General features: G+C 69.4%; 11 protein-coding genes. 1 reads left to right on the top strand and 10 read right to left on the bottom strand.

Annotated elements, in window-relative coordinates; genetic code table 11:
• Nucleotides 1–35 precede the first annotated feature (35 nt).
• Genes AC3EO7_RS04980 through AC3EO7_RS04965 form a run of 4 tightly spaced genes read right to left on the bottom strand, consistent with a single transcriptional unit; the run spans nucleotide 36 to nucleotide 4,603 of the window.
• A complete protein-coding gene (locus AC3EO7_RS04980) occupies nucleotides 36–2,399 on the bottom strand; it encodes an ATP-dependent DNA ligase (protein WP_435590551.1) in 2,364 nt (787 codons plus the stop codon).
• Between the two features lie 55 nt (nucleotides 2,400–2,454).
• Nucleotides 2,455–2,682, bottom strand: coding sequence for an antitoxin (locus AC3EO7_RS04975; protein WP_435590550.1), 228 nt, complete (start codon nucleotides 2,680–2,682; stop codon nucleotides 2,455–2,457).
• Between the two features lie 50 nt (nucleotides 2,683–2,732).
• Nucleotides 2,733–3,869 (bottom strand): MBL fold metallo-hydrolase, encoded by a 1,137-nt coding sequence (locus tag AC3EO7_RS04970; RefSeq protein WP_435590549.1) that lies wholly within the window; start codon nucleotides 3,867–3,869, stop codon nucleotides 2,733–2,735.
• A 5-nt stretch (nucleotides 3,870–3,874) separates the two neighbouring features.
• Complete coding sequence (locus AC3EO7_RS04965; RefSeq protein WP_431963864.1) at nucleotides 3,875–4,603, bottom strand: enoyl-CoA hydratase; 729 nt, start codon at nucleotides 4,601–4,603, stop codon at nucleotides 3,875–3,877.
• Nucleotides 4,604–4,666: 63 nt separating this feature from the next.
• Here AC3EO7_RS04965 and AC3EO7_RS04960 point away from each other — a divergent pair, with 63 nt between their 5' ends.
• Nucleotides 4,667–5,809: an NAD(P)-binding domain-containing protein gene (locus AC3EO7_RS04960; protein WP_435590548.1), complete on the top strand. Its 1,143-nt coding sequence runs from the start codon at nucleotides 4,667–4,669 to the stop codon at nucleotides 5,807–5,809.
• Nucleotides 5,810–5,817: 8 nt separating this feature from the next.
• On the opposite strand, the gene AC3EO7_RS04955 is transcribed toward AC3EO7_RS04960, so the two are convergent.
• The 6 genes from AC3EO7_RS04955 to AC3EO7_RS04930 form a co-directional block, all read right to left on the bottom strand.
• A complete protein-coding gene (locus AC3EO7_RS04955) occupies nucleotides 5,818–6,669 on the bottom strand; it encodes an aldo/keto reductase (RefSeq protein ID WP_431963860.1) in 852 nt (283 codons plus the stop codon).
• A gap of 176 nt (nucleotides 6,670–6,845) precedes the next feature.
• On the bottom strand, nucleotides 6,846–8,351 hold the full coding sequence (locus tag AC3EO7_RS04950; RefSeq protein WP_435590547.1) for a carboxyl transferase domain-containing protein: 1,506 nt from the start codon (nucleotides 8,349–8,351) through the stop codon (nucleotides 6,846–6,848).
• Nucleotides 8,352–8,448: 97 nt separating this feature from the next.
• Nucleotides 8,449–9,051 carry a GTP-binding protein gene (locus AC3EO7_RS04945; protein ID WP_174414979.1) on the bottom strand — a complete coding sequence of 201 codons (603 nt, stop codon included), beginning with the start codon at nucleotides 9,049–9,051 and terminating at the stop codon, nucleotides 8,449–8,451.
• Complete coding sequence (locus AC3EO7_RS04940; RefSeq protein WP_067785475.1) at nucleotides 9,032–9,406, bottom strand: DUF742 domain-containing protein; 375 nt, start codon at nucleotides 9,404–9,406, stop codon at nucleotides 9,032–9,034. The genes AC3EO7_RS04945 and AC3EO7_RS04940 overlap by 20 nt, the downstream gene beginning before the upstream one ends.
• A gap of 7 nt (nucleotides 9,407–9,413) precedes the next feature.
• Nucleotides 9,414–9,827 (bottom strand): roadblock/LC7 domain-containing protein, encoded by a 414-nt coding sequence (locus AC3EO7_RS04935; RefSeq protein WP_011207200.1) that lies wholly within the window; start codon nucleotides 9,825–9,827, stop codon nucleotides 9,414–9,416.
• Nucleotides 9,824–13,696 carry a HAMP domain-containing sensor histidine kinase gene (locus AC3EO7_RS04930; RefSeq protein ID WP_435590546.1) on the bottom strand — a complete coding sequence of 1,291 codons (3,873 nt, stop codon included), beginning with the start codon at nucleotides 13,694–13,696 and terminating at the stop codon, nucleotides 9,824–9,826. Before AC3EO7_RS04930 ends, AC3EO7_RS04935 begins: the two co-directional genes overlap by 4 nt.
• Nucleotides 13,697–13,759 lie beyond the last annotated feature (63 nt).

Here is a 13,759-nt window from a genome sequence, read left to right as displayed (position 1 = left end):
GCAAACTACTGGCGATCGGCGCCACACCGCACGCGTCAGTCGATCTCACCGACCCAACCCGGATGCCAGAGCCGTCCGGTCTCGGTCCAGTTCATGAAGCGCACAGTGCCCGCGATCTTCGGGGTCACCCACACCGCCTCCTTGCGTTCCTCGGCGCTCAGCGGGTTGTCGAACGGGCTGGTCTTGCGTTCCAGCTTGCGCAGCCTGGCGGCCAGCTCGCGCATGCCGGTATCGCCGAAGCCGGTGCCGACGCGGCCGACGTAGATCAACCTGTCCTGGTATGGAATACCGACGAGCAGCGACTTGAACTCGCGCGCATCGCTGCGTCGCCAGCCGCCGACCACCACCCGCTGGGTGCGCCAATTGCGCTGCTTGACCCACGAATGTCCGCGCTTACCAGGCAGATACACCGAATCCTTGCGTTTGGCGACGACGCCCTCCATGCCGTGCTCCTGGCTGTAGTGCAGCGCCACGGACCCGGGACCGTCCAGCCTGGGCGGCACGCGCAGCGAGGGCGCGTTGGCGGCGAGCGCCTCCAGCACCCGTCTGCGGTCCGAATACCGTTTGCGGACCAGCGAGGTGCCGTCCAGATACAGCACGTCGAAGGCGACGAAGACGGCGCGGGCCGCATCCGCTTGCAGCAGACCCAGATTCGCGACGCTGTGGTCGTCGAAGACGACCGCCTCGCCGTCGAGGACGACCCGGTGGCCGTCCAGTTCCTTCGCGAGCACCCCGATACCCGGATAACGCGAGGTCACCACGTTGCCCGCGCGGCTGCGCAAGGTCACAGCGCCGGAATCGATCTCGGCGACGAGACGGAAGCCGTCCCACTTCGTCTCGAAGCACCATTCCGCCTCGTCCAGTTCGCCGACATCGCCCGTGGTCGCCAGCATCGGCGCGAGGCCACGGGGAAACGGCGCGTCGCCGCCTGCCTGCGCCCGCGGTTCGAGCGGTTCGTTGACGGCGGACTTGCCGCCGGATCCATCGGACGCCGCACGCTTCCCCCGGCTCCGCGACGAATCATGCTGTGTCTCGGCGTCTTCCGGTTCCGGCTGCTGATCCTGCATGAGGTGCATCAGCCATTGGTTGCCGTTGGTCTGGATGAGCGCGTAGCGACCGGTGAGCCGCTCGCCGTGGAAGCGGACGATCACCTCGTCGTCGCGCCACTTCTCGGTCTCGTAGGTGCCGGTATCCCAGATGGTCATCTCCCCGGCGCCGTACTCCCCCTTGGGAATCTCGCCGTGGAAGTCCAGGTACTCCAGCGGATGATCCTCGGTGTGCACCGCGAGCCGGTTCTGCCGCGAGGAGGTCGGCGGACCCTTCGGCACCGCCCAGGACACCAGGACGCCGTCGCGTTCGAGCCGCACGTCCCAGTGCAGGCGGCGCGCGTGGTGTTCCTGCACCACGAACCGATTTCCGGCGCCGGGAGCCGGCCGCGCGGACGGCACCGGCTCCGGCGTGCGCGCCGGATCGCGCAGGGAACGGTACTTGCTCAGTGCGTCGGCCCCGCCCGCGTCCGGCGGGTCCAGCTCGGCGAGCAGATCGCCGTCGTCCCGCCAGCGCACGAGCACTTCCTCGAAACGCAAGTGCCGCAGCTTCTTCCGGTTCTCGATCTCGGCCCAGCTGCGCGGCGCCGCGGCATTGGGCTCGGCGCGGCCGCGCAAGGAATAGGGCGCGATGGTGGTCTTGGCCGGGTTGTTCTGGCTCCAATCCAGGAACACCTTGCCGCGCCGCACGGATTTGGCCATGGTGGCCGTGACCAGGTCCGGGTGCAGCTTCTGCAGATTGCCAGCCACCTGCTTGGCCACCGTCGACGCGCCGCCGGGGCTCAGCACCCGATCCAGCGGCACGTAGAGGTGAATGCCCTTGCTGCCGCTGGTGACCGGGAACGCGTGCAGTCCGATGCCCTCGACCATCTCCCGCACGGCGAGGGCGACGGTCGCGCACTCCGCGAGGCCGACGCCCGGCCCCGGATCCAGGTCGAAGACCAGCCTGGTGGCCGGACCCATCCGATCGCCGTCGAAACGCCATTGCGGCACATGGACTTCCAGCGACGCCTGCTGCCCGAGCCAGGCCAGACCCGCCTCGGAATCGATCAGCGGATACACCACCCGCCGATCGGAGTGCACCAGCGTGCGGCGCTCGATCCAGGACGGCGCGTGTTCGGCGAGATTCTTCTCGAAGAAGGAAGGGTGGTCGACCCCGTTGGGCCAGCGTTTTCTCGTCACCGGACGCCCGGCGATATGCGGCAACATCGCCGGAGCGATGGCCGCGTAGTAGGCGATCACCTCGCCTTTGGTGGTCCCGGTCGCCGGATACAGCACCTTGTCGAGATTGCTGAGTTCGACCTCGATATCGGGTCGGCCCGGACCACCGCCGAATGCACGGCGGGACACCATGACTCGATAGTACGGCCGGGGACCGACAGGTCGGCGGTCCCCGGCCGTGCGATCGTCAGGACCGCGGTGCCGGGCCCTGGCCCGGCTGTCCGGGCTGCTCCGGCGGAACCACCTTCTTGGCGGCTTCCTTGCCCTTTTCGATCTTGTCCGTGTACTTACCGTGCGTCTTCTGGTCGATGAAGTCGCCGGCCTTGTCGACCGCCTCGTTGATCTTGCCCGCGTTCTTGGACGCCGCCTCCTTGCCCTTACCGACCAGGCCCTTCAGAGTGTCCGCCAGGCTCATCGCCGTCGTTCCTTTCCTGCCGCCAATCGGATGTCGGAGATACCGACAGGTCAACCTACATTTTCCCACCATGAATCGCGGGGAGGCAGAGCTTGCGGAACAACGCGCTGTCCGGGCATCGGTACCGCGACCGAGGTGCCCACTTCTTCCGCGGCGGCGACCATCCGGTGCACCGGCTCCGACCATCCGTGGAAGGCCAGATTGAACGTCGCCCAGTGGATCGGCACCAGCAGGCCGTGGCCGGCATCGCCGACGCACAGATCGGCGTGCGCGCGCACCGCCTCCTCCGGGTTCATGTGCACGTCGGCCCAGCGCTCGTCGTAAGCGCCGATCGGCAGCAGCGTCAGGTCGAAGGGACCGAGTGCCGCGCCCGCCTCGGCGAACGACTTGGTGTAGCCGGTGTCGCCGCCGAAGTACACCCGCCGCGTCGGGCCGACGATGGACCAGGACGCCCAGAGCGTGGTGTTCCGCACCAGGCCGCGACCGGAGAAGTGCCGCGCCTCGGTGCAGGTGAGCACCAGATCGGTCCCGTCCCGCTCGCGGCCCAGCGCCGCCAGCGAAATCGAACCGCCCCAATCCAATTCGATGATGCGATGCTCGGGAACACCCCAGTGCCGCAGGTGCGCGCCGATCCCGATCGGGACCAGGAATGGCGTCGACTGCCCGACCACGAGCGCCCGGATGGTCTCCTTGTCCAAGTGGTCGTAGTGGTCGTGAGAGATGATCACCGCGTCCACCTGCGGCAGCTCGGCGAGCGGGACCGGCACCGGATGCAACCGCGTGGGCCCGACCAGCGGCGAGGGCGAAACCCGTTCGCTCCAAACGGGATCGGTGAGGATCCGGTACCCGTCCACCTCGATCAGCGCCGACGCGTGGCCGTACCAGGTCACCGCGAGATCGGCGGCCTCGGCGGGCGGCTGCGGCTTCTGCAGCGGAACCACCCCGCGCGGGCGGCCGAAATTGCGCTTGGTGAACGCCGAATACAGCAGGGAGGGCACCGAACCCGCCGCGATCTGGGTGCTCGGCTCGCTGTTGTGGAATTGACGGTTGCGATAACTCACCGATCCGGCCGCGTACGGCTGGATGGCCGACATCGAGGCGCCGATCGCCGACGGGATGTCCCACGCGGCCCTGACCACCCAGGCGAGACCGAACGCCCCTGCTGCGAAACCGAACATCTTCTTCATCCTCATCATCGCCCCACGAACTTCGCCGCGCGCTTCTCCGCCCGCGCCGTCCTGCCCTCATGGGCGTCGGCGCTGGACCACGCGGCTTCGAGCGCCGCGCGCTGCTGCGCGGATTCCGGTTCGCGGGTGCCGTCGTCGTTGAGCACCAGTTTCATGTGGCGCAGCGAAAGCGGCGCCAGCTCTGCGATCGATCTCGCCCATTCCTGCGCGTCGGCGAGGGTACCGAGCTTGTTGGCGAAGCCGAAGGAGTAGCAGTCGGCGGCCGGAATCCGTTCGGCGCCAAGCAGAACGGTGCGGGCCGGACCGCCGCCGATCAGCGAGACCAGCCGCCGCGCGGTCCACCGGTCCACGGTGATGCCGAGCTTGGCGGCCGGGACGGCGATGTAGGCATCCGGCGCGATCACCCGCAGATCCGAGGCGAGCGCCAATTGCACGCCCGCGCCGAGCGCGCCGCCGTTGATGGCGGAGATCACCGGCACCGGGACCGACTCGATGGTGTGCAGCATGTCGAGCAGACCGGAGAGGAAATCGTCGGAGTAGACACCCGACAGGTCGGCGCCCGCACTGAAGATCGGACCGCGCCCGGTGAGGACGATCACCCGCGCCCCCTCGGCGACGGCGGCTAGGACGGCCTCGCGTAGCCGGGTCACGAGCTCGTGGTTCAGCGCATTGCGCCGCTCCTCGCGTTGTAATTCGATGGTGACGACGTCACCATCTCGGCTAACTCCGAGCATGCATCCTCCCCGACTCAACGTGTCGTTTGGTTGCTTTCACTCTGCCACAGGCGGCGGAGCGGTATGTCGCAGGCGATACGATCGGCGGCTGTGCCGACCGACTTCGACATCCTGGTGATCGGCGCTGGTCAGGCGGGACTGTCGGCCGGCTACCACCTCCGTCGCCTCGGGCTGCGCCCGGAAGTCGATTTTCTCGTCGTCGACCACGCGCCGGGTCCGGGCGGGGCCTGGCAGTTCCGCTGGCCATCGCTCACGCTGAGCACCGTCAACCGAGTGCACGATCTGCCGGGAATGCCGTTCGCCGAGACCTTGCCGCCCGGTTCGGAAAGCGCGCCCGCGGCCACGGCCGTGCCGCACTACTACGAGCTGTACGAGAAGCGCTTCGATCTGCGGGTGCGCAGGCAGGTGTCGGTCGGCGTGGTGTGCGACCGCACCGAGGACGGCCTGCGCTGCGACGGGCGCGGGACCGTCCTCAACGCCGAGACCGACACCGCGGGCACGATCCGGGTGCGCGGACTGATCAACGGCACCGGAACCTGGGAACGACCCTTCATCCCCCGCTACCGAGGTCAGGAGAACTTCGCGGGACGTCAGCTGCACACGCGCGACTATCGGACCGCCGAGGAGTTCGCCGGACAACACGTGGTCGTCGTCGGCGGCGGCATCTCCGCCGTGCAGCTGCTCGACGAGATCTCCGAGGTCACCACGACCACCTGGGTCACGAGGACCGAGCCGGTGTTCCGCGACGCCGAGTTCAGCGACGAGGCGGGGCGGACGGCCGTCGCGCTGGTCGAGGACCGGGTGCGCAACGGCCTGCCGCCGGGTTCGGTGGTCTCGGTGACGGGCTTGCGCTGGGACGACCGGCTGCGCGCCGCCGACGCGCGCGGCGCGCTGCGCAGGCGTCCGATGTTCGACCACATCGAACCCGACGGCGTGCGCTGGTCCGACGGCTCGTTCCAGCGGGCCGATGTCATCCTGTGGGCCACCGGGTTTCGCAGCGCGCTCGACCACTTGGCCCCGCTGCGGCTGCGCGGGCCGGGCGGCGGGATCACCATGACCGGGCGTCTCGCGACGCAGGTGGCCGTCGATCCGCGCATCCACCTGATCGGCTACGGCCCGTCGGCGAGCACCATCGGCGCGAACCGCGCGGGCCGGGCGGCCGCCGTCGAGCTGACGGAGCATCTCGGTCTCGGCGACCGCCGCTGAGCCGCCGATCAGAGTCCGATGGTGAAGCTGTCCGGGTGGGGGCCGAGGCGGCCGCCGCGGTCGAGCGCGTCGATGGCGTCCATCTGTGCGGGGGCCAGCTCGAAGCCGAACACGTCGAAGTTGGCGGCGATGCGCGACGGCGTGACCGACTTCGGGATGACGATGTTGCCGAGCTGCAGGTGCCACCGGATGATCACCTGCGCGGAGGTGCGGCCGAGCTCGTCGGCGATCGCGGTGATGGTCTTGTCCTCCAGCAGGGTGCCCTGGCCGAGCGGGCTCCACGCCTCGGTGGCGATGGCGTTGGCGGCGTGGAATTCGCGCAGCTCGTGCTGGGCGAGGCCGGGGTGCAGCTCGATCTGGTTGACCGCGGGGATCTCGCCGGTCTCCTCGATCACCCGCCGCAGATTCGCCACGGTGAAGTTGGACACACCGATCGAGCGGACCCTGCCCTGACGCTTGAGCTCTTGGAAGGCGCGAAAAGAGTCGACGAACTTGTCGGCGATGGCCACCGGCCAGTGGATCAGGTAGAGATCCAGGTAGTCCAGGCCGAGCTTGGCCATGCTCACGTCGAAGGCGCGCAGCGTGGCGTCATAGCCCTGGTCGGCGTTCCACAGCTTCGTGGTGACGTAGACCTCGTCGCGTGGCAGGCCGGACGCGTTGATCGCCTGCCCGGTGCCCTCCTCGTTGCCGTAGATCGCGGCGGTGTCGATGCTGCGGTACCCGGCCTCGAGCGCGGAGGTGACGACGTCGGCCACGTCCTTGGGCGGCACCTGGAACACGCCGAACCCGAGCTGCGGGATGACGTTGCCGTCGTTCAGCACGATCGACGGCACGGCGGAGGTCTCGCTTCGGAAGCTCACCGTTCGACCGTAGAAGCGCGCGGGCAAACCGTCAACGACGCTTACCCGCGTGTTCACACGCGACAAAACGCCTGAACTGGGCATTTCGCCCGCGTGCTCGGGCAGGCGCGCCGACAGCGGATGTCGTTGCGGGCCGTTAGCGGACGAGACCGCGGCAGCGCACGGGCTCGGTTCGGTCAGGCCGCCGGGAGTCCGAGTCTGCGGTAACGCCCGCGGCGGGCCCGTTCGAGATCGTGCTGGGGCAGCGCGCGCAGGAGGGCCAGTTCCGCGCCGATGGCGGCGACCATGCGGCAGGCGAAGTCGACCGGCTCGTCGGCGGCGTCGGGGTGTTCCGGGACGATGCGGTCGACGATGCCGTCGGCGAGCAGAGCGGGTGCGCTGATGCGTTGGGCGGCGGCGAGTTCCGGTGCGTGCTCGGTGTCGCGGAAGACGATCGCGCTGGCGCCTTCCGGTGGTAGCGGCGCGAGCCAGGCGTTGGTGGCGGCCAGAACCCGGTCGGCGGGCAGCAGCGCGAGCGCGCCGCCGCCGGTGCCCTGGCCGAGCAGCACCGAGATGGTGGGGGTGTCCAAAGTCACCAGATCGGCGATGCAGCGCGCGATCTCGGGAGCGAGTCCGCGCTCCTCGGCCTCCTTGGACAGCGCCGCGCCCACCGTGTCGATCACCAGCACCAGCGGCAGCCGCAACTCCTCAGCCAACGCCATGCTGCGGCGGGCCTCGCGCAACGCGGCTGGGCCCATGGTCTCGCCGAGCCACCCGGCCCGATCGTGGCCGAAGACCACACAGGGCTGTCCGCGGAATCTGGCGAGTGCGTGCACCACGCTGCGATCGGTCTCGCCCTGGCCGGTGCCGCTGAGCGGAACCCGTTGCGTCACATGGCGCAACAGATCGCGCAGGCCGGGGCGATCGGAGCGGCGCGAGGCCAGCACGGAGCGCCAGGCGGCATCCGCGGTCGTCTCGCCCGCGGTCGCTGCATGACCCGCACGCCGAGTCGCGGCCGGTTCTTCGTCGCGTACTTCTCCGCTGAGCACGCTCAGCGCGCGATGGGCGATCCGGCGGAAGACATGTACCGGCATCACCCCGTCGATGACGCCGCGGTGGTACAGGTTCTCCGCGATCTGCACGCCCTCCGGGAAGTCCTTGCCGTACAGGGCCTTGTAGACGCGCGGGCCGAGGAAGCCGATCAGCGCGCCCGGCTGCGCGAAGGTCATATGGCCGAGCGAGCCCCACGACGCGAAGACCCCGCCCATGGTCGGGTCGCGCAGGTAGACCAGATAGGGATGGCCCGCGGCTTTGTGCGCGGCGACTGCGCCCGCGATCTTCACCATCTGCACGAACGCGACGGTGCCCTCCTGCATGCGGGTGCCGCCGGAGGTCGGTGACGCGACGAGGGGCAGACCGAGTTCGGTGGCCCGCTCGACGGCCGCGACGATGCGTTCGGCCGCCGCGACGCCGATCGAGCCGGCCAGAAACCCGAACTCGCAGGCGATCACGGCCACTCGCCGACCGCGCAGCAAACCCTCGCCGGTGAGCACCGACTCGTCGGTGCCCGCCGTCGACGCAGCCTTACGCAGATCCTCGCGATATCGCGGGGACGCGGCCACCTCGAGTGGTGGCCGATCCCAGCTGACGAACGACTCCGCGTCGAGCAGTTGCCCGAGCCACTCTCGCGCCGAAATTCGCATCGCGCGAGCATATCCGCACGGTCGGACGGCACAGCCGTCCGCGCGGCGGATCGGTCGGTGACGAGACAGCCGCGGCGAGCCGCGGCCGCCCCCGCGATCAGTAGCCCTGCATCACCTTGCGTAGGGCGTACTCGGTGAGCGAGACCAGCGCCTGCTTGGCGGGCTCGCGCCGGCGCGCGTCGATGGACAGGATCGGCACGTCCGCGGGCACCGCGAGTGCCTGGCGGATGTCCTCGATCGGATAACGCGGTGCGTCGTCGAATTCGTTGAGCGCGACCAGGAAGGGTAGGTTGCGCGCTTCGAAGTAGTCGACGGCCGCGAAGCTGTCCTCCAGCCTGCGGGTGTCGACCAGCACCACGGCGCCGATGGCACCCCGGATCAGGTCGTCCCACATGAACCAGAACCGGTACTGGCCCGGCGTACCGAACAAGTACAGAACCAGATCGTCCGCGAGGCTGATCCGGCCGAAGTCCATGGCCACCGTGGTGGTGGACTTCATCGGAATGCCGGTCAGATTATCGATTCCGGTACTGGCATTGGTCACCAATGCCTCGGTACGCAGCGGAACGATCTCCGAGACGGCACCGACCAACGTGGTCTTGCCAACACCGAAACCACCAGCGACCACGATCTTCGCCGAGGTGGGCTTGCTGGTGCGGGTATCGACCTGTGCCGTCGAATCAAATACGCCGGAGTCCACTGAGAACCCTTTCGATCAGCTCGCGACGTTCATCGTCGCTGGAATCGTCTTTCAAAGTCGCCGAAACGCGTACGTGCCCGGCCTCGATGAGGTCGGCCACGAGTACTCGTGCCACACCTATCGGAATTCCGAGTCGAGCCGCTACTTCGGCAACGGACGGCGATTCTCTGCACAACTCCACGATTGACGTCTCGATGTTGGTCAGTTCGAACTGCCGCTCCAGGGCGACCGGATGCGATGCGACGAGGGCCTCCAGCGCCAACTCGACCGTGGGCCTGGTCCGGCCCGCGGTCAACGAGTATGGGCGAACGAGACTCGGCTCGGCGCTCCCCACGCGGTGATCTTCTATGTCCATCCCACCATCAGGAACCCATCGTGACGCGTGGCGTGGCCTGTACCGTCTGGCCAACACGCTCGACCAACAGAGCCATCTCGTAGCCGACCTGTCCGATATCGCAGGACGTATTGGTCAGCACCGCGAGATAGGAGCCGTCGCCGACCGCCATCAGCAGCAGGTATCCGTGTTCCATCTCGACGACCGACTGCAGCACCGTGCCGCCCTCGAACAGGTTCGAGACGCCGACCGAGAGGCTGGCCAGGCCGGCGGTGACCGCCGAGAGTTGTTCAGCGCGGTCGACGGGCAGCTGGGCGCTCGCGGCCATGAGTAGGCCGTCAGCCGAGACCAGGACGGCATGAGCTACGCCAGGAACCTCGTTGGCGAAGTTCGAAACCAGCCAATCCAGCTGACGGTTCGTACCACCTAGATCGGGGTTCATCGGTCTCCTTTGTCTCCGGTTAGGTTCATTTCTCTCATCGCACGGCCATCCCGGACGCCCTGCTGGTGACGGCTCAAGCTGGACCTGATCGTTTCCGGATCTCGGCTCGGCGCCCGATCCGCGGTGCCGCTGACGGCGCCGGGGACAAGCCTCCCGCCCGGATTGCGTTGAGGCAAGCCGGCGGCGGTTTTTGTTTCGGCTTGCGCCTCGCTGGCCCGGCGTGCGGCCTGCCAACCTTCGTCGCCCGGCGCCCCCTCGAAGGAGGCGGCGATCTGGGACCGGTCCGGGTTCGGATCGGCCAGCCACGCCGACATCATCTCGGCGAAGATCGGGCTGTCCATCGTCGAACCGGGCTCGACCGCGGGTTGCAGGCGAGTCTGGAAGAACGACGCCGTCTTCGACGGATTGGACCGGTAACTGTGCTTGCCGGGGTCGCGGCCCGCCTGCGTGCTCGGCTCGGCTCCCTGTTCCGCGTGGGTCGCGGCGGGCTGCACGGTCCGTTCCCGTTGCGGCAGCCCGACTCCCGGCGGCACCTCGCGCTGCGGCATCACCGTGGCGCCGGGATCCCGCTGCGGCAGGCCGGTGGGCGACGGTGCGGCCGTAGGACGCTGTTGCAGGCCGTTGGGGGCCTCGCGCTGCGACAGGCGGTCCGCCGCGGCAGGCCGCTGCGGCAGACCACCCGAGGACGGGTCGCGCCGCGGTGCGCCGCTGGCGCCCGGCTCGCGCTGGGGCAGGCCGTTGCCACCCGGCTGACGCTGCGACAGACCGCCGGAGGCGGAGTCACGCTGGTGCAGACCACCCGAGGCCGAATCACGCTGCGGCAAACCACCGGAGGCGAAATCACGCTGCGGCAAACCACCGGCTGCGGGATCGCGCTGGTGCAGACCACCCGCGGCGGAATCGCGCTGCGGCAAGCCGCCGGAGGCGAAATCACGCTGCGGCAAACCACCGGAGGCCGAGTCACGCTGCGGCAAGCCACCGGACGCGGGATCGCGCTGCGGCAGACCACCGGACGCGGACTCACGCTGCGGCAAACCACCGACGGACGGGTCACGCTGCGGCAGACCCGACGCGGCGTCACGCGCGGGCGCACCGTTCGCACCGGGCTCCCGCTGCGGCAGACCGTTGGGCGCCGGGTCGCGCTGCGACAGACCGTTCGCGGCGCCCTCGCGTGGCGGGAGGCCGGAAGACGGCTTACGCGGCGGCATTCCGTTGGCGCCCGGCTGACGCTGCGGCAAACCACCCGCGGCGGAATCACGCTGCGGCAAACCACCCGCCGCCGAATCACGCTGCGGCAAACCACCGGAGGCCGCGCCACGCGAGGACAGGCCCGAGGCCGAATCACGCGAGGACAGGCCCGAGGCGGCGTCACGCGGAGACAGGCCCGAGGCCGCGTCACGCGAGGGCGCACCGTTCGTACCGGGCTGGCGCTGCGGCAGACCGCCGACGGTCGGCTTCGGTACGCCGTTGGTACCCGGCTGACGCTGCGGGAGATCACCGGACTGCGGCGTCTCGCGCTGCGGCGGCGCACCGGTGCCGCCCGGCTTCGCGCCGCTGACAGTCGGCGGCGGCGTCGGCCGCTGCGGGCCACCCGGGGATAGGTTGCGCTTGGGCAGGCTCGCCGCGGCGAGCTTGCCGCGCTGCGGACCGTTGGAGGTCTGGCCGGGCTGCGGACGCAGGGTCGGGCTCGACTGAGCCGTGTCCTGGCGCAGTCCGGTCGGCATCGCGTTGCCCGGCTGACGCTGCGGGAGTCCGCCCGCGGCGTCGTCGCTCGTCTCGGCGGGCTTGCTGACCGGAATCGGTCCGCTCACCCCAGGATCGACGGTGACCATCATGTTGCCGCCCGGCGTGCGGGTGATCGAGCGCATCTGCATGGACGACGACGGAGTCGACTGGCGCTGCGGCGCGGCGGGCGACGGTGTCGGCGTCACGGGCTGCGGGCCCGAGATCGGCCCTCCGGCGACGATCAGTCCGATCGGCACGTGCACCGTCACGGTCACACCGGGATCGCGCGCGGTGTCGAAGGTCGGGCGCAGCCGCACGGTCAGGCCGTGGCGCTCGGCAAGGCGGCCGACCACGAACAGACCCATGTGCCGGGCGGTGTCGGGGCCGGGTTCCGCGGTCTGCTCGAGCTTCCTGTTGATCTCGACCATCTCCGTGGGCGGCATACCGATGCCGCGGTCGGCGACCTCGATGAGCATGCCCTGGTCGTGTGCCTGCGCGAAGGTGAACTTCACGTCGGTCTCCGGCGGGGAGGCCCGCAGCGCGTTGTCCAGCAGCTCGGCGAACAGGTGCGCGAGGTCGGAGGCGGCCGGTTCCTTCAGCGAACCGCGAGGCGTCGCGCCGAGCTTGACCCGCTCGTAGTCCTCGACCTCGGAGATCGCGGCACGCAGCACGTCGGCGACCTCGACCGGCGCGGACTTGCCGCGGCGCTGCTTCGTACCCGCCAGAATCAGCAGGTTGTCGCCGTTACGACGCATACGGGCGGCGAGATGGTCCAGCCGGAAGAGGTTCTCCAACAGGCGGGGGTCCTTCTCGTCGTACTCCATCGCCTCGATGAGGCTGAGCTGATGGTCGACCAGCGACTTGGAGCGGCGGGCCAGGGTCTCGAACATATCGTTCACCTGACGGCGCATCTGCGCCTGGTCGCTCGCGAGGCGCAGCGCCTGGCCGTGGATGTCGTCGACGGCGCGCGCCAGCTGACCGATTTCCTCGGTGCTACGCACCGGCATCGGCTCCAGCGGCACGTCCTCCGGGCGGGCGCCGGTACGCAGCTGGGCGACCTCGTGCGGCAGATCGCTCTCCGCCACGCGCAGCGCCGCGAGGCGCAGCCGGTGCAGCGGCACGATCATCGAGCGCGCGACGAACACCGCGAGCAGCAGCGCCGCGAGGATGGTCGCGATGACGACCGCGGTATAGGTCCAGGCGTCGCGGTTGGCCTGAGCCGCCAGCGCGTCCATCGCGGTGTCGATGTCCTTGGTGGCCTTGGCGACCACTCGCTCGTAGACGTCGACGCTGCCGGTCAGCGAGTTCTTCAACTCGCCGAGCGGGATCTTGCCCGCCGCCGCCTCCGGGCTGCCCAGCAGCGAGACCCGGTTGTCGACGCCCGCGCGCATGTCCGCGATCGAGGCGTCGCCGTCGGGGAAGCGGTGCGCGAGCACGTTCAGCAGCTGCCGCTCGGTGTTCGCGGCGGTCAGGAAGGACGCGATGCCGGACTGGGTGCTGTGCAGCACGTCGTTGAACGCGGCGAGCTCGCCGACCAGGGTCGCGCGGGTGTTCAGCGAGTCCACCAGGCGCAGCTTCGCGGCGTCCAGCGCGGGGTCGGACACCTGCGAGACGGTGCTCTCCACGATCCGCACGCTGTCGTTGCGGATCCTGTCGATCCCGCCGAGCGCCTCCGCGGAGTCCGCGGCGGCCTTGCCTCTGGACAGGATCCCCTTGGCCTCGGTGATCATGTTCTGCAGCGCGGCCTCGGCCTTCGGCTGCCCGGCGAGCTTGCTCACGGCGCTCTGCGCCGTGGATATCGCCTTGTCCAGATCACTGAGGTCCTGGTCGGTCACCACGCTCTGGCCCGGCAACAGCGAGACCATCTGCGAGCCCGCGACCGTGGCCGAGGCCGCACTCAGACCGGTGACGGCCGGGATCGCCGCGACGTTCCCTGCGACCCCTTCCAAGCGGTTCGCTTCGGTGAACTCCGAGGTAATCCTCGACACGCCGAGGCCCACCGCGACCGCCAGCGGCACGGCAAGAACCGCCGTAACCTTCCAGCGCAGGTCCCAATTGCCGAGCGCCCAGCGCTTCTTGCCGGACCTAGCGGCGTCACGCATCTCCCACTCACTTTCCAAACTGGCCCCATTCACGCGCGCCATCAGCGAACCTCCACAATCGCATGCTGGCTCGACGGGTGGAGCTGGCCGAGAACTGCGGCTGGC

This window comes from Nocardia sp. bgisy118 (genome assembly GCF_057708605.1).
This window is presented reverse-complemented; position numbering and strand designations above follow the sequence as displayed.